The sequence below is a fragment of the Panacibacter ginsenosidivorans genome, assembly GCF_007971225.1.
Taxonomy (GTDB): domain Bacteria; phylum Bacteroidota; class Bacteroidia; order Chitinophagales; family Chitinophagaceae; genus Panacibacter; species Panacibacter ginsenosidivorans.
In genome coordinates, this window is the sequence record NZ_CP042435.1 from 515,172 (window position 1) to 532,537 (window position 17,366).

A 17,366-nucleotide genomic window follows, 5' to 3' on the forward strand; every position below is an offset into this window, starting at 1 on the left:
GGAGCATTTGAACACATGCCCTATCAGGCAGATGGAGGGCTGTACATAAGCGAGATACCTTAAAATACTTGCTGTTAAAAAGAATTGTTTCATGTTTTGTTTTTTTGTTTATTTTGAATAATTAGTTGTGTGTGGTATGGCATCTTATTATAATGGAATAATGAGCGTGCTATCTGTTGCTCCCTTTGATACTAAAACACCATCCTCTATTTCAAGAATTCCGCCATTTGCATAATAACTAACGGTACTGTGTATTTCAAGATGCTCCTTACTATCAAAAACATTATTGATGACAACCCTTTGAAATAAGGCGTCTTCTGACAATGGGTATTGTTTTAGCTGAAGTGCATCAAATGTTTTGTTCCATATAGTTGTTCTGGAGTGACGGCTAACTTTTGTTATAGAGATACTGACCTTTGCAGTAGCATCATTATATATGGCTGATAAATAATCATTGGATTTATAAACTTCCAGGTTGAACTTTTTTACAACCGGCTTTTCAGTTACCGACCAACTTTTAGCCTGTATACATAAGACTGAAATCAAACCAGCTATTGCAATAAGGATGGTTGCTTTTTTATATTTGTATCGTTTTAAATTCATGATACAAATGTCTGGCGGTAATATAACTGCCAAGAGACAGGAAGATGTCAAGAAAGGACAAAGAATATTGCTTGTGTCTGCACGGAGGTGTTGCTAAAATTATAAATATGCGCCGGTATTAGCATAAGGATGGCATAATTATTAAGTAGTATTATGCTGTTCAATGTTGAATAGCATTACAAACCGTACAAGAGTGCGACGAAGGAAAAGCCCAACAGCATTAATACTGTTGGGCTCATAAACATTACTGCAATTATATTTTTACCAAATTCTTGCCCTTGCACTATCCGGCAAAAACATTTTGTTTCCTGGCTTTACATTGAATGCTTCATAAAATGCATCCACATTTGGCAATGGGCCATTTACACGAAACCTTTCAGGTGAATGTACATCAGTTAATACCTGCGTACGAATATTTTCAGGCCTTTCATTTTCCTGCCAGCTTAATGCATAACCAAGAAAAAATCTTTGCACGGGTGTAAACCCTGCAATCTTCTCTCCTTTTTTGTATTGCTCTGTTTGCTTAAAGGCATCCAGGCCAAGCAATACACCGCCTAGGTCTGCAATGTTTTCTCCTAATGTAGCCCTGCCATTTATTTTAAAAGTGTCCACTGCTACAAAATTGCTGAACTGTTTAATCAACACATCTGCCCGCTGTGTAAATTTTGCAGAATCCTGTGGCGTCCACCACTGTGTAAGATTTCCCTGCGCATCAAATTGTCTTCCTTCGTCATCAAAGCCATGTGTTATTTCATGACCAATAGTAGATGCTGCCATGTATCCATACACAACAGCATCATCAAGTTCATTATCATTATAACCAGGAACAATAAATGCAGCTGCAGGCAAAACGATCTCGTTATTAGATGGATCGTAGTATGCATTATAAGTTTGCGGGTACATAGTCCACTCTGTTTTGTCAACAGGCTTACCTAATTTATGCACGTTATAATTATGCCAGAAAATATTTGCGTTTACCATGTTCTGAAAGTAACTGTCGCCTGTTATTTCCAGTGATGAAAAATCTTTCCATTTATCAGGATAGCCAATCTTTTTATTTAACACAGCAAGTTTTGTTAATGCCTTTTGCCTGGTGCTATCACTCATCCATGGCAGGCTGCCAATCCTGTTCTTTAAAGCGGTGCGTATATTTTCTACTAAAGTTGTGTAACGTTGTTTTGCAGTATCATTAAAATATTTTTTTACATAGATCTGTCCAAGCAATTCGCCCATAACATTTTGTTCTGCTCTTATTGCTCTTTTCCATCTGGCTCTTCTTTCCTGCGCACCTGAGAAAAGCTTATTAAAGGAAAAAGCTTCTTTACTGAATGCATCGGGCAATGTTTCAGAGAACTCATCAACAAGCCTGTATCGCAAATAATCTTTCCATGTATCAATTGAAGTGCTGTGAAGTAACGTGCCCAATGCCTTGTAATAATCGGGCTGACCAATAATTACAGAATCCACATTTGATGTACCAAAGACGGTCATATAATTAGTCCAGTCAATACCACTAAAATCTTTCTCAAGATCTTTGGTTGCATACTTGTGATAATTGAGGTAAGGATCTCTCAGGTCTTCAAGTTTGCGGCTTGCTTTGGCAAATTGTGTTTCAAGAGCAAGAATATTTTTTGCTGATGCCAATGCTTTTGTTGAATCACCACCGATCATCATTAGCATAGTTGCCATATGCTTTACATAAGCATTGCGTATGTTTACAGATGTACTGTCTGTTTTAAAATAAAACTCTCTCTCAGGCAAACCAGTTCCTGCCTGGTAGATCTGCAATGCTTCAAGTGAACTGATCTTTGGATCTTGCCCAACATATAAACCAAATGCGGTGCTTACACCCATCCTGTCAAGTTCTGCAATAGTGTTCTGCAGTGTAGCTGCATCTTTAATACCGGCAATTTTATCAAGATAAGGTTGCAAAGGCTGTGTGCCTTGTTGTTCGATCTTTGCAGAATCCATAGCTGCTTTCCAGAAGTCGCTTATTTTTTGTTCTGCAGAACCCTTTGCAGCATTAGCTTTGGCAGCTTCTTCATTTATTGTTTTCAGCCTGTTTAATGTTTCATTTGGAATGACCTGGAATAAACCCCACCCACTCTCATCAGAAGGAATTGGATTTCTTTTGATCCACCCACCATTAGCATATTCAAAAAAATCATCCGCAGGGTTTATCGTAGTATCAAGATTTGATGCAAGCACATCAGGCTTAGTCGATTTCCCGGGATTTGAATTACACGCTGCAAGCAACAAAAAAAGAATACTACCCGGAACAATCTTTAAACGCATAAAATAATTTTCTGGCAATATAGCGATTTAAAAAAAACATCTATTTCCTTTTGGATTAGTGGTACGTTTTTAAACACCCGCTTATGCAAAAGCATCAGTTTCTATAGAGTTATTAATACACTGTACAGAAGATCATCAAAGTGATTTTAATTCAAAATATATTTGAAACTTCATTATAATGATTAACTTAGTTACTCCCATACTTAACTTTTTTTAAACAAACCTGTTTATAAATTGGTTTTACGGGGATTGAAAAAGCTAACTGATTATTATAATTTTTACGTCTGCATTAGCACAGTGGTGTTGAAAAACTACAGCCAATACTCATGGGTATTTCTTTTTGATTCGCTTTTAAGACCTACTATATAAAATCGCCAGCCATGACAAAACCATTTGTTTTCCCGGGATTATCCCTGCAAAACAAGCTGCCGCTGCTCATCTGCATACTGCTGCTTTGCACCGTTGTTATTTTTACTTATACATCTTACGAAGAAGTAAAAAAGGTATCTCTTTCCTCAGGCAGCGAACGTTTGCATACGCTTACAGATCAAATAAGTTCGATGTTTGTACAAATGGGAGAACGCTTGTTATCTTCAACACAAAAAACAGCTAATCTGCCGCCCATTCAGGCTTATATGGCGTCGGGTGGAAAAGATTCTCTTAAAAGTGTGCAGTCCCTGCTTGCTAAAGAACAGCAAGACACTCTGATACCCGTAGTACAGTTATTTGATGTACAGGGACATAAGATACTCGAAGCAGGCAGCAGTAAAATGTTCACGACAATAACCAGTTCCATTTTTCCAATACGCACTGCTGATCCGCGGTTTGCTATAGTAGGAAAATTATACAAAGAAGGTTCAGAGATGTATTTCCCAATTATAGTGTCTGTTACTGATGGAAAACAAATTTTGGGCTACTTTGTAAAATGGCGCATGCTGATTACCACACCTGCTGAGATCGAAGCACTGTCGCAATTGATGGGAGCCAGGAGCGCTTTTTATATTGGCAATGATGATGGTAGTTTCTGGACAAATGGTATTGTTCAGATAAAGGCTCCGCCTGTTGATCTTAAGAACCTTCAAAAAGTGATCAGCTATGATTATGATGGTAGCCCTTTGATTGCATCGGCAAAGGAGGTTGCAAACACGCATTGGCTCATACTCATCACCCTTTCACAGGAGGCAGTGACAGCGACAGCAAATCAGTTTTTATATAAGATGATAGCCATTGGTGCTGCACTCACCGTATTCGGTATTTTTTTTGCCTGGCTTATTAGCCGCAGTATTACAACGCCCCTTCAAAAACTCATTGTTTCAGCAGAATCCGTAGCCAAAGGCAATTATAGCCACCGGTTAAATATTAAACGGAAAGACGAATTGGGAAAACTTGCCAATGCATTTGATACGATGAGCATTAAGAGAAAAAAGTATGAAGACGAGCTTCGTTTATCACAGGAACAATTGCGGCAATTGGCGGCGCATCTTCAAAACATCCGTGAGGAAGAGCGCCTGGGTATTGCACGTGAAATTCATGACGTAATTGGACAGTTGCTTACAGCAATCAAATTTGATGTACATTGGCTAAGAAAAAAAATGAAGCCAGATAATGACGAGACAGATAATAAGCTGTCAGGCACGCTTCAATTATTGGATGAAACCATACATGCAACACGTAAAATTTCATCGCAATTACGACCAGATATTTTAAATGACCTTGGTCTTATTGAGGCCTTGCGCTGGCAGACAAACGAATTCCAGAACAGAACAGGCATTAGCTGCCGGTTCAGTTCTTTATTGCAACATCCAAAAATGGAAACATCCGTTTCTTTTGGTCTATACCGAATTTACCAGGAAGCGCTGACCAATATCGCAAGACACGCAAACGCCACTCAGGTAGATGCTGGTTTTGAATACGACAGTATCAACGGATTTTTTGTACTACGGATTGCCGACAACGGAAACGGGTTTGATCCTGAAGAAGTGAAAGAGAAAAAAAGGTTGGGAATAGTGGGCATAAAAGAGCGTGTTTTAAGCATGAATGGCGAATGTACTTTTGAAACAGCAACAGGAAAAGGGGTAACGATCATCGTAAGAGTGCCAGAATAAACTGGCATCTGAGTATTGCTTACTTACATTCTCCAGGCATACCTTGAATAGTATATTTGCAGAGTGGCTTTTAAAACCCATCGTATAAAACACTTTGCATTTGCAGGTAATGGTGTTATCTTCAAGAGGTGTTTTCAATTTACATAATAGCTCAATGTATAATCCCGACGATGAAAGGATTGCGACGCAACGATGTTCAACCGGGTTACTAAAGCCGGTATCACAATAATAATATCATTTATCTCAGCAGTTTTAAATAAAAAAAGACGATAGCTATTCTATCGTCTTTTTTATCGGATTTGTTTTACACTAAATCAAATCTGTCTAAATTCATTACTTTGTTCCATGCCGCAACAAAGTCTTTCACAAATTTTTCCTGTGCATCTGAACTGCCATATACTTCTGCAATAGCCCTCAGTTCTGAGTTGGAACCAAATACAAGATCGGCACGTGTTGCAGTCCATGTTGGTTTTGTTGTTGCACGGTTATAGCCCTGGTATAGTTCTTTATCTTCAGTAGCAGGTTTCCACGCAGTATTCATATCCAGCAGGTTCACAAAAAAATCGTTGGTAAGCTTGCCAGGGGTTTGGGTAAAAACGCCATGAGCAGAACCATCAAAGTTGGTATTCAGCACACGCATGCCGCCAACCAGCACGGTAAGCTCAGGTGCTGTTAGTGTAAGTAGTTGCGCTTTATCAATCAATAATGCTTCTGTTGATGCAGGATAATTTGCCTTCCGATAATTACGGAAGCCATCTGCCTGCGGTTCTAAATAGCCAACTGATTCTACGTCTGTTTGTTCCTGTGATGCATCCATACGACCTGGTGCAAAAGGAACAGTAATGTTATGACCTGCATCTTTAGCCGCTTTTTCAACAGCTGCACAACCTGCCAGTACAATAAGATCTGCCAGTGATATCTTTTTGTCACCTGTTTGCGTTGCATTAAATACTGACTGAATGCCTTCCAATACATCCAGAACATTTGAAAGTTGCGCAGGATTGTTCACCCTCCAATCTTTCTGTGGTGCCAAACGGATACGTGCACCATTTGCACCACCACGTTTATCTGAGCCACGGAAAGTAGAAGCTGAAGCCCATGCAACAGATACCAGTTTTGAAACCGATAACCCTGATTCCAGCACTTTTGCTTTTAATGCAGCAATATCATTTTCATCAATCAATGTATGATCCAGAGCGGGAATAGGATCCTGCCAAAGCAATTCTTCTGCAGGTACGTCTGCGCCTAAGTAGCGAGCACGTGGTCCCATATCACGATGTGTTAGCTTAAACCATGCACGTGCAAACGCATCTGCGAAAGCATCGGGATTTTCAAGGAAATGCCGGGATATCTTTTCATAAACAGGATCAAACCTTAAAGAAAGATCAGTAGTAAGCATTGTAGGCTTATGTTTTTTCGAACTATCAAATGCATCAGGAATTATGTCATCAGCATTCTTTGCTACCCACTGGTGTGCACCAGCAGGACTTTTGGTTAACTCCCATTCAAAGCCAAACAGGTTCTCAAAAAAATTATTGCTCCATTTGGTTGGTGTTTTTGTCCATATAACTTCAAGGCCACTGGTGATAGTATCTGCACCTTTACCAGATCCATAGCTGCTACTCCAGCCAAAACCCTGCAACTCCATTTCAGCAGCTTCGGGTTCTTTGCCTACATGCGTTGCGGGTGCAGCACCATGTGTTTTACCAAAGCTGTGTCCACCTGCGATCAACGCAACTGTTTCTTCATCGTTCATTGCCATGCGGCCGAACGTATCCCGGATATCTTTTGCTGCTTTTACAGGATCAGGATTACCATCAGGGCCTTCAGGGTTTACATAGATCAATCCCATCTGCACAGCAGCCAAAGGATTTTCAAGATTACGGGAATGTATATCACCATCTGCATTATCATCAGATGAAACTACACCATGCGCTTTATCCACACCATCTGAACCATGGGCGTATCGTATATCACCACCAAGCCATTTCGTTTCAGCACCCCAGTACACATCTTCTTCAGGCTCCCAAACATCTTCACGTCCGCCTGCAAACCCAAATGTTTTAAAACCCATTGATTCCAGTGCTATATTACCGGCAAGGATCATCAGGTCTGCCCATGAAATTTTGCTGCCATATTTTTGTTTGATAGGCCAAAGCAACCTTCGTGCTTTATCAAGGCTCACATTATCAGGCCAGCTATTAAGTGGTGCAAAACGTTGTTGGCCTGCTCCTGCTCCACCACGTCCATCACCTACACGATACGTTCCTGCGCTGTGCCATGCCATACGTATAAACAAGCCACCATAGTGACCAAAATCTGCAGGCCACCAGTCTTGCGAATCTGTCATAAGTGCATGCATATCTTTTTTTACTGCTTCCAGATCGAGACTTTTAAATGCTTCCGCATAGTTAAAATCTTTGTCCATAGGATTTGACAAAGAAGAATGCTGACGAAGAATATTCAGCTTTAATTGGTTTGGCCACCAGTCACGGTTTCTTGTACCACCGCCGCCAACATTTTGCTTTAAACTGCCGTTGTGAAACGGGCACTTACTAATGTCATTTGATTCCATAAATAAAAAGTTTGTGCTGAGAAATGAATATGTTTTTTACATCTTACCAAACAAAGGCAAGCACTGGTGATTGTTTCCGGCATCAAATCTATGATAACTGCATCATAATAGAAATCAATTAATTTTATAATCGCATAGAATAAAACTATAATAACACAAACCCCTTTTTGCACCTCAAAAAAATAACAGGGAATGCGCCATTGGTGCCTGGATAATTTGCTGGCTGATGCTATTACTTAAATAATTTTTTGTTGACAGGCTTTGGTGTATCATGCGGCAGTGGTTGTGTTACTCACTTCAAAGTTCTGTTCTTTGGGCACCATTAAGCAGATACCAGCAAAAGTATGCAGCATTGGTTATGTGTTTTTATCATAGAATGCGCTTGCATAGTAACTATACGAAGAAGCTCCTTCGCAATTGGTATTCACTGAAAGCAACCTGGCTTTTGTCTTCGCTATGATGACATATAGTCTGCAGTACAAGTGAGTGACACAACGAAGATGCCACATGCATTGTAGCGGGGCTACAAAAATTCTCCTACCAAATTTTTATCCGCGCAGAATCTGCCAGATACATTTTATCTGTGGGTTGTATATGGAACGCATCGTAGAAATGTGTTGAGTTCATGAGCGGACCGTTTACGCGCCACATGGGTGGTGAGTGTGGGTTATTGTTGATCCATAAACGCAGGAACTCATCTTTCATCTTTACACGCCAGATAAGTGCTACGGAGAGGAAGAAACGCTGGTCTGGCGTAAAGCCGTCGATGGTTGCAGTATCCTGCCCTTGTTTGGTGAGTTTAAAAGCATCGTATGCAATGGCAACGCCGCCAACATCTGCAGTGTTTTCACCAACAGTCATGGCACCTTTTATATGCAATGTATCGGGTACGGTAAATGAACTATAGAGATCAATTATCTGTTGTGTTTTTGCTTTGAACTTTGCGTAGTCGTCTTTCGTCCACCAGTTTTGTACGTTTCCGTTCTTATCAAATTGTGCACCCTGGTCGTCGAAGGCATGCGTCATTTCATGACCTATTACCATGCCGATGCCACCATAATTAAGTGCATCGTCTGCGGCATCATCGAAATAAGGTGTTTGTAAAATACCCGCAGGAAAAACAACTTCGTTTGCGAAAGGATTATAATAGGCGGTGACGGTTGGTGGCGTAGTAAACCATTCTGTTTTATCAACAGGCTTATTGAGTTTTGCAAGTTGATATTGATAACTGTTGGCGTTAGCAGATACGGTGTTTTCAAAATATGTAGAGCGTGCAATATTTACTTTACTATAGTCTTTCCATTTATCAGGGTATCCTATTTTTTTTGTGATGGCGAATAACTTTTCTTTTGCTTTTTGTTTGGTGCTGTCACTCATCCACTCGAGATTATTTATTCTTGTTTCGAATGCTTTCTGCAAATTATTTACAAGTTCGAACATGCGCTTCTTGGCATTTTCTGAAAAATATCTCTTTACATACAACTGACCGAGCGCTTCACCAAGTGATTGGTCAACCACACTTGCCATGATCTCACCACGTGATTTTTGTATAGCCTGACCGGACACTACTTTGTTAAATTCAAATGCCGCATCTACAAAAGGTTTACTTAGCACGCTTGCATAGTTGTTTAAAGAATAAGCTTCCAGATAAACTTTCCAATCGTTAATGGCAACAGATTTTAAAAGTGTATTTAGTTTCTCGTAATAAGCAGGTTGCGATACATCAATAGAATCTGTTTTGGCACCGAGGTTATCTAAAAAAGTTGCCCATCCAATATTGGGTTGCTTTTTTGCAATTTCTGCAACAGCCACTTTATTGTAGTTGGCATTTATATCGCGTAGCTCAATATTTGTTCTGTGCGATGCAGCGAGTTGTTTATCGATACTGTATACAAGTGCTGCGTTTTTATTTGCAACTGCTGCATCTTTTCCTGTGAGTTGAAATAGTGTTGCCAAATATTTTTTATACGCTTGCTGTATGGCGATGCTTTGCGGATCTGTGTTGAAATAATAATCTCTCTCAGGCAAACCAATACCTGTCTGTGAAACATGTGCTATGTTCATGCTGCTGTTTTTATTATCCGGACCTACACCAAAAGCTATGATAGATGTATTGTTAACTCTTGTTTCCGCAGCTACAAATTTCATTAAAGAAGGAACATCAGTAATGTTGCCAATAGCAGACAGTGTAGGTTTGACAGGATCATACCCACGTTTGTTGACGGTAGCTGTATCCATACCGGAAGCATAAAAATCACCCACTTTTTGTTCGATGCTGCCTGCGGTGTTAGTTGCCTTTGAAACGCTATCTAATATATTTTGTAAACGCATGCGCTGCGGGTAATTCATGAACATATAGGTCCCCACGCCTGCTTGTGACGGTGGTATTTGCGCAGTGTCGTACCATTTGCCATTTACGTAACGGAAAAAATTATCGCCGGGTTTTAGAGTAGAATCTATGCCCTGTATGGCTACAAATGATGTTTCACTATTGTTCTCCGGTTTGTTTGTGCAAGCTGTAAAGAACAGGACTGCTGTAATTAGTAATGGCAATTTTTTCATACATAAATCTTAGGTGAGTAAATAAGCAGTTAAAGATAATGATCTGTGCATGATGAGAAATACCGTTCAAAAAGTTGTTGGGAAAGCTATGGATTTACTTTCCGATACAAAAAGTAAAGAATGCTGTAGATAAAGGGGTTTCAGCGATTGGGCAACAAATGGGCAACATGAATTTAAAAACAAGAGAAGAAAAGAACAAAATGTTTTCAAAGTTAGAAGACAGAAACTGTTTGATATAAACCTCGTTGCCCTGCTTTAGCAAATGTATTTATTTTCTGATACTCTGGCAATGCTTCGCAATAATATTTATCATAGGGCTTTGCATAACCTTCATTAATCATCATCTCGTTTAAGCAACTTCCATCGGGCAACAACACATAAGCTAAGGTTCTTCCATAAAGATCAACGCTGTGTTGCCTCTCCATTACTAAAGTTATTGAAGTACCTATCGGAGCAATTGAAGAAAGATATTGCTTTGATGCCTGCCCCAATTCTAAAAGCAATTGCCCAGGCAAATGCGTTTCTCTTTCATCTTGTTTCAGCTTTCTTGATCTTCTTACTTCCGGGGCATCTATGCCAAGAAAGCGAATTTCTGTTTCTTTCCTGCCGAACATATCAACCACACATAACCCATCACCATCAACCACTTTAGTGATTTTGAGGTGTGTTTTGATTATTGCCTGTCCGTATGCTTTGATTTGCACTTGTTTACTTCGTTTATTATACTGTAAATCAATGTATTGCAGTGTAAATTTGAGAAGAAAAATTTGATTTACAAACTCTTTAAATTCTATAAAAAATGGCAAAGCAAACAGGTTTAGTAAAATACTCCGGCACAATGGGCGGGGTAAGGCATTTTAAAATTAAAGGCTTGTCTGGCGACTTCGCCGGCATGGTCGGCGGTCCTTCAGGTGATCAGATTTTAACTGCTCCTGAATTTGAAAGAACTCGTGAAAACATGAATGAATTTGGCGGTTGTGCTACTGCCGGAAAATCTATTCGTGTAGGTTTAAGCCAGGTGATTAAGCAAATGAGTGATCCCCAAATGACCGGACGGCTTACCGGGGTTATTAAGAAAATCAATTTGGAAGACCAAACAGAAGCAAGGGGTTATCGTGCTATTTTGATCTCCCAGGAAAAGCAATATTTAACAGGCTTTGCTTTTGATAAAAACGTCAGCCTTGAAGGTGTTTTCACTGCACCTTATACATTAAGCAACAGTGTTGCCCGTGATGCAGGTACTTTAACCGTACCAGCTTTCAACCCGGCAAACCTTGTAAATGCTCCGGCAGGCTCTACACATTTTCGCTTGTTGGTTGCACTGGCTTGTGTATCGGATTTTGAGTACAACGATCAAACAGGAACTTATGAGCCAATTGATCCTGCAAACAATGAGCTTTCAAACGTTGCTTACTCCGGTTATTTGGATTTAACTGCAGCTATTGCAACATCAACTGTTGTAACTGCTACTCTCCCTGGCTCTCCTACTCTTACTGCTGATGCAAGTGTTCTATTCTGTATCGGAATTGAGTTCTATCAAAAAGTAGGACCTAATTATTATCTGTTCAACTCAGGTAATGCTTTAAAAGTTGCGGATATTTTCTAAGCGATAAATATTACGACCAGAAACAGCCTTGCATTCTTGCAGGGCTTTTTTATTGTCCACCTGTTTGCATTATTTTTTCTAATGTGGTGCTTCATGGTGCTTTCATCCTTGCTTCATGGTAGGGATATGTACGAGACACTTCAACCTATTGCATTTCTTCTATCAATAATTTTTAAAAGAAAAAGAAAAACCGAAAAAAAGAAAAAGAAAGCACTGGCATTGGTGGCGTGGCAAAGACTGCAAGGAGGAACGGAATAAATGATGGGTTTTGTGCGATGGCTTTGTGTTTATGCCGTAGTTCCTTGCAGTCTTTATGTGAGTGGGCTTTGTGTTAGCCACCTAACTTTGCTGGACTTTTTTTATTGGTTTATTGTTCTAAATAATTTCTTCCTGCTTCCCTTCCTTGCTTGCAGATCCATTCAATACCGGATGCTGTTTTTCTTCCTGCTGAATTGTATTCCCTGTGCGTTGGCAGGAAAGGTAATAGCGCCTGCGGCAAAAAGAAGCTAAAGCCCTGCGGCACACTTGTCCGCAGTGAGGCGTGGAAGCGTAGCGAGCCGTCAAAAGACACCGTAGAGAGGTACGAACGAAGGTGGCTGCGAGTGCCTGCCGCAGTGGTGGCTACAGAGCCGTGAAACGGCGGTAGACAGCTACTAAGAATGCAAGGGTTTGGCGTGTGTTTTTGTTTTCGTCAAGGCTTCGTGCGGCAGGACAAAAACCATGACAAACCCGCAGCTGCGGCAGGCAAGCAAGGCGAGCAAAATTATTGGCAGCGGGTGGACTGAATGCGACTGAAGTGAATGGAGGACGTAGTGTAGCGGAATGGAACCCAGTGAGTATTGTAGCGTTAGTTTGCGAAAAGGTATGTGCATCACTTGTGCTTTGCCTTGTGTGTTTGGCATAGTGTGCCATGCCTTGCAGCAAATGGTCAAGCTGCAAACGTGGTGTAATGTAGCGGAACGAAGGACGAAATGAACGAAGTGGCATGAAGGACACAGGAGCTGCCGTGAGAAATGAGGAGGAACTGCAAGAAGTGTGACAAACTGCGAAGCGTAGCGGAGCACCCGAAGGGCATTGTCAGCTTTGCCAATACCTTAAAAGGAACATAAACAGATCTATTGGCAATGCTGCAATGGTTTGGCGCATCTGCTTGCGGACGACGAAATGACGAACACCTTATTACCTTGCAGCGTGGGTCGTGCTGATGTGAGAATTACTGATGCCTGGATTTATACTGAAGCTGAAAAGAAGCCTGGCAAAAAGCAAGTGCCATGAGGTACGAAGGGCTCTTGCTGTGGGAAGCCGAAGGTTGCTATCTTATTGCTTTGTGTGTTAGCATAGCTACCGTAGGCTGAAGCAAAATTGCCGAATAGAATTACAAAAGGTAAAAGTGAGTGACACAACAAAAGTTCAATCAAGGTACTGAAGCTGGTAACATAAAAAATCACATTACTTCATAAAACGTAAGTAAGTTTCTTTCATTATCTACAGCAGCAAATTCCCTGTGTCCCCAATATTGTTCTATAACTACAGTATCAGGGCTGTGCAATGCTCCTTGCTTTTTGTATTCTTCGTATAGTTCATCTACACCTTGCAGTTCTATTCTGCAACTTGCTGTGCCTGCGATAAAACTTTCTGCACCTGTCCATATTGGTCTTAGAACTAAAAACACACTTCTCCATTTCCAAGATTTATCGCAGGATTGCCATAAGTGTATTTCTATTTCATCACGGACTGCAATAGCAAAAGTTTCTTCCTGATGGCGAATTGTAAAGCCTAACCTTTTTGTATAATATTCACATGATTTTTTCACACTTTGAACAGGTAGTGCAGGTATGGTCTTTTGCATTCTCATAAGCTGTTTTTGTTTTTTACTAAATCAATAATAAAAGCTATCGCAGCTATCAGGAAGATTGTTATACCTACATAAACCTGTGGCTCATTTAGTATTCGTAAGGCAAAACAAAACATTGTACAGTTGAAAGCATTTACAATTATTGCTATTGCTTTTGTAAATTTTGAACCGCCTCTATCTATTGCTACAAGATTAAGTAATCCTGAAAAAATGATTGCCATTCCCGCACCAACAAACCAGAGTGTTTCCGGGTTCATGTGTAACGGAAAAGCAAAACTTATATGCACTATGCCAAGTAGAATAATGATGTAAGAAATTATTCTGATCATGGTGTACATACAGGTTCGGTTGTTGAGTTAAGTATCTGCTGCTTCATTTGTTTCAGCATGGATCTTCTTATTAACTGACTAAATGGTTTTACAAAAAACCAATACTTTTTGAACTGTGACTTCAATTGTTTACCGCCACACCAAACTCTTGTTTCTGTAGAAATAATATGCTGTGAATTGCTTTTATCATGGAGCTTAAAATTGATGACTGCTTTTATTATTCCATCATCATCTTTTTGCATAAACTCTTTTGAAGAAACATTTGAGCGGCAAGTATTGAACATGGGGTTATCGGTAACCATTCCGAAAAGTATTTCCTTCCCTGGTTCTTCATCGAGTTTTATAAAACCCATTTTGGTAAGATGCTCAATTGAGTAAACCTCCTTTGACATTCCTCTGATCCTGAAAAGTAATTTTATCAATGAACTGTTGCTAAAATCACATTGTAACATCTTCTGGTAAATATCGTCAACAAAACCATTTAATTCAACAGAGTGAAACTCGTTAAACTGGTAAGCTGGAAGATATTTATCTATCAACATTATTTATTGTTAGGAGCAGCAAGAAACTCCTTCTTGTATTGGTGGACACTTAACAGTACCATAAGTACAAAATACACAACAGTCACCGTGCTTTGGTTTTACTAATGTTTCGCAATTTGTACACTTGTAAAAGTATGTACAAGCATCTGTAGGCATAGTTTCTTCTTTCTGGAAGCCACATTCAGGACAAGTGATTGTTGATTGTAGTGTTATTGTTTTTGCCATAGTTTATTGTTCTTTATCGCAACATGATTTACCGCTTCCTTGTGAACATGATTTATCTTTTTCACAACTTGCTTCCGGTGCTATACAAAGTTCAACATGAGGCATTTTACCTTTGCCTACATATTTTTCACCGGCTTGCTGTATTTGATCTTCTACCTTATTATAAGTTTCAGTATTTAAATCTTTGTAGGATGAAATTGAAAGAAATAAATTTTCATAAATCTTAGCAATGTCTGCCTGGAATTGTTTTTCAAATGATGGCTTCAATAATTTTTTTGCCTTGTAACTGGCAATAGTATTTTGTGCAATGATGCCTGCTTCTTCCTTGCTTAACTGGTCCACTTCTTTACCTTTAAACCATTGGCTTTCGTTAGGAAATGATTTGGCATAGGCATTAGCTTCTGTTGAAGACAATTCTGAAAGTTCAACACTATGAGAGGTACTAACGGTTTTTATGATTTCAGTTTTTTTGTCCTCACCTGTATTTGTGTTCCATTTTACTGCTACAATAGTTCCCCTTTTATTTAACCATGCTCCTTCTACTGCATCATTATATTTTTCCAAATCAGCCAACATAAATTTTGCTTTGCTGCCACAACCAATTGAGGGTGCTGCATGACAAACTAACGGAGCTTCATAAAATGTGACTGCTGTATTGGATGCATTCATAACATCATAGCTTTTTACTTTGTAACCGGTTTTGTTAATGGCTGCTTCAATCGTCTTTACATCAACTTTTGATTTATCAAAAGTGACTAAGCTGCTCCTGCTGGCATAAGAAGTTTTATAAGCTAATACGCCGTTCACTTTGGTTAGTTCATTGTTTACATGCTCTTCGCAACCTTCGCAGGTCATGCCTTGTATGGCAAACTTTACCTGTTGTTTGTTGTCAACAAGGGCAACTGTTGCAGCATGTGCTTCAGGCTTGGGATAAAATACTTTTGCATATAGTGGGAATGTCATCATTAGAACAGCAAACACTGTTACTATTCCAAGAAATGTTTTTGATTGAAAGAATGAAGCCTTCTTTGTTGTTTCGCAATTGCAATCCATATCATTAGTTTTAGTTGGTTTCAATTTTACATACCACGCAAAGGCAAGTACAGCAATTGATAAACCTATTAGGTAAGGTCTTGCCGGTTCTATCCAGGAAAAGTTTGCAGCTATGCTGCTACTTCCTGCAAGCAAAGCGATAACAGGTGTAATGCAACAAAGCGAAGCTGCGAATGCTGAAAGAAGTCCCGCACTTGTATAAGTGCCCGGTGATTTTATACTTATCATACTGTTTCCAGTTTTTGAGTTTGTACGTTAATGTGTTTGAAGAAAGGCTTTAAAATCTTTAGATTTTCCTGTGTAAGTGAATAGTAAATTGTTTGCCCTTCTTTTCGTGTTTCTACAATATTGCCATCCTTTAACTTTCTTAGATGTTGTGATACTGCCGGAATACTCATTCCTAAAATGTCGGCAAGGTCGCAAGGGCATAACTCTCTTTCTTCTTCCAATAAATAAATCATTTTCAGTCTGACTTCATTGCCTGCTAAAGCCAAAATATTTGATAGCTGATAAAATGATTTTTGAGCTGTTTTTAATTTGCTCTTGCAATTATTTATTTGTTCGTGATCTGCAAACAGTCTAATACAAGTGGTATTGTCCATGAGGCAAAGATAATAGAAATAACTATTTAAGCAAATGCTTAAATAAGGTTAGCCTTACTTTAACTCTCTGGTGAGATAAGCAAAAAAAAAGCCCGAAGGCTTAAAAAGGCAAACACTGAAAATAATAAGTACGCTGCCCAGGCTGAATGGAACAACCAATGCAAGAACCAAACAGCGACTTAAACTGCTGCAAGGTGATGGGAAGAAACACAACACCATTGGCAGTAGTAGCACAAAGGAAAATGCTGAATGAGGAAGAACGTTGATGAACAGAAACGCTGATAGTAGACATAACACATGATTTAATGATGAAAAAATAAAATGATGCTATGCTACAATTGCCGCCGTTCCCAAGCCAAAAGGAAACGGAATAAATGATGGCTTTGTGTGGTGGGGCTGTGTTTATGCCGTAGTCTTTTGGCTGCTCGGCTTTAGTTATGTTTGGCTTTGTACTACTGCCGGGGCGGCAATTAACTTTGCGGAAGATTTTATTTTTGCTCCTGTGCTCTAATCACAATTAGTTCTTACCAATCTCCGTGCTCTTTCATTTCTTCTATCTTATTAAAGATTGCTTCTTTTGCTTCACTTAGGTATTGATATGAGTTCAAACCAAAATTGCCATCAATTGTGTACTTGAATTTGTTTGTTTTTTTATCACGGAAGATTACCAACAGATGTTCTTCAAACTTGTAATAGTCGTTGCCTTTCTGGCTTTGCTTCCAATCTTTGTACTTCCAATTCTCTTTACGTTTGGCTTTATTTTCTAATTGACGTTGCCTTTCTTTTGGATTAACATAATCGCCTGTCATTTTCTCTGCACAAACACATCCTACCCTGTAAGTTTCTGCAACTTCATCATGTGATAGGATATGAACATAGCGTATCTCTTCTTTGCCGCACATCATGCAAGTTTCGTATTCTTCACCTTCTTCCCGCAAGTCTATAATGGTTTCATATTCCCAACCCTTATGTGGCACTCCTGGTATGTTCCAATAGTTTGCCATGTGCATCGAT

General features: G+C 39.5%; 14 protein-coding genes. 2 read left to right on the forward strand and 12 right to left on the reverse strand.

What is annotated here, in order from left to right; translation table 11 throughout:
• Positions 1-147: 147 nt before the first annotated feature.
• Both FRZ67_RS02030 and FRZ67_RS02035 read right to left on the reverse strand, forming a co-directional pair.
• Positions 148-603 (reverse strand): hypothetical protein, encoded by a 456-nt coding sequence (locus FRZ67_RS02030; RefSeq protein WP_147187941.1) that lies wholly within the window; start codon positions 601-603, stop codon positions 148-150.
• Positions 604-864: 261 nt separating this feature from the next.
• Complete coding sequence (locus FRZ67_RS02035; RefSeq protein WP_147187942.1) at positions 865-2,898, reverse strand: M13 family metallopeptidase; 2,034 nt, start codon at positions 2,896-2,898, stop codon at positions 865-867.
• A 380-nt stretch (positions 2,899-3,278) separates the two neighbouring features.
• On the opposite strand from FRZ67_RS02035, the gene FRZ67_RS02040 reads away from it, so the two are divergent.
• The gene (locus tag FRZ67_RS02040) at positions 3,279-5,003 is read left to right on the forward strand and encodes a sensor histidine kinase (protein WP_147187943.1); all 1,725 of its coding nucleotides are present in this window, start codon (positions 3,279-3,281) and stop codon (positions 5,001-5,003) included.
• A gap of 304 nt (positions 5,004-5,307) precedes the next feature.
• On the opposite strand, the gene katG is transcribed toward FRZ67_RS02040, so the two are convergent.
• From katG to FRZ67_RS02055, 3 genes are all read right to left on the reverse strand, one after another.
• Positions 5,308-7,578: a catalase/peroxidase HPI gene (gene katG / locus FRZ67_RS02045; protein WP_147187944.1), complete on the reverse strand. Its 2,271-nt coding sequence runs from the start codon at positions 7,576-7,578 to the stop codon at positions 5,308-5,310.
• Between the two features lie 537 nt (positions 7,579-8,115).
• Positions 8,116-10,140 carry a M13 family metallopeptidase gene (locus FRZ67_RS02050; RefSeq protein ID WP_147187945.1) on the reverse strand — a complete coding sequence of 675 codons (2,025 nt, stop codon included), beginning with the start codon at positions 10,138-10,140 and terminating at the stop codon, positions 8,116-8,118.
• 212 nt (positions 10,141-10,352) lie between these two features.
• Positions 10,353-10,844: a thermonuclease family protein gene (locus tag FRZ67_RS02055; protein WP_147187946.1), complete on the reverse strand. Its 492-nt coding sequence runs from the start codon at positions 10,842-10,844 to the stop codon at positions 10,353-10,355.
• A 95-nt stretch (positions 10,845-10,939) separates the two neighbouring features.
• Here FRZ67_RS02055 and FRZ67_RS02060 point away from each other — a divergent pair, with 95 nt between their 5' ends.
• The gene (locus tag FRZ67_RS02060; protein WP_147187947.1) at positions 10,940-11,746 is read left to right on the forward strand and encodes a hypothetical protein; all 807 of its coding nucleotides are present in this window, start codon (positions 10,940-10,942) and stop codon (positions 11,744-11,746) included.
• Between the two features lie 1,444 nt (positions 11,747-13,190).
• Here the strand turns inward: FRZ67_RS02060 and FRZ67_RS02065 are convergent.
• From FRZ67_RS02065 to FRZ67_RS02095, 7 genes are all read right to left on the reverse strand, one after another.
• Positions 13,191-13,601 (reverse strand): VOC family protein, encoded by a 411-nt coding sequence (locus tag FRZ67_RS02065; RefSeq protein ID WP_147187948.1) that lies wholly within the window; start codon positions 13,599-13,601, stop codon positions 13,191-13,193.
• Positions 13,598-13,930 (reverse strand): hypothetical protein, encoded by a 333-nt coding sequence (locus FRZ67_RS02070; RefSeq protein ID WP_147187949.1) that lies wholly within the window; start codon positions 13,928-13,930, stop codon positions 13,598-13,600. Before FRZ67_RS02070 ends, FRZ67_RS02065 begins: the two co-directional genes overlap by 4 nt.
• Positions 13,927-14,472, reverse strand: coding sequence for a hypothetical protein (locus FRZ67_RS02075; protein ID WP_147187950.1), 546 nt, complete (start codon positions 14,470-14,472; stop codon positions 13,927-13,929). The genes FRZ67_RS02070 and FRZ67_RS02075 overlap by 4 nt, the downstream gene beginning before the upstream one ends.
• Before the next feature lie 9 nt (positions 14,473-14,481).
• Positions 14,482-14,697 (reverse strand): GDCCVxC domain-containing (seleno)protein, encoded by a 216-nt coding sequence (locus tag FRZ67_RS23840; RefSeq protein ID WP_147187951.1) that lies wholly within the window; start codon positions 14,695-14,697, stop codon positions 14,482-14,484.
• 3 nt (positions 14,698-14,700) lie between these two features.
• Positions 14,701-15,978 (reverse strand): mercuric transport protein MerTP, encoded by a 1,278-nt coding sequence (gene merTP, locus FRZ67_RS02085; RefSeq protein ID WP_147187952.1) that lies wholly within the window; start codon positions 15,976-15,978, stop codon positions 14,701-14,703.
• Positions 15,975-16,352 carry an ArsR/SmtB family transcription factor gene (locus tag FRZ67_RS02090; protein ID WP_147187953.1) on the reverse strand — a complete coding sequence of 126 codons (378 nt, stop codon included), beginning with the start codon at positions 16,350-16,352 and terminating at the stop codon, positions 15,975-15,977. The genes merTP and FRZ67_RS02090 overlap by 4 nt, the downstream gene beginning before the upstream one ends.
• A gap of 524 nt (positions 16,353-16,876) precedes the next feature.
• Positions 16,877-17,356: a hypothetical protein gene (locus tag FRZ67_RS02095; RefSeq protein WP_147187954.1), complete on the reverse strand. Its 480-nt coding sequence runs from the start codon at positions 17,354-17,356 to the stop codon at positions 16,877-16,879.
• Positions 17,357-17,366 lie beyond the last annotated feature (10 nt).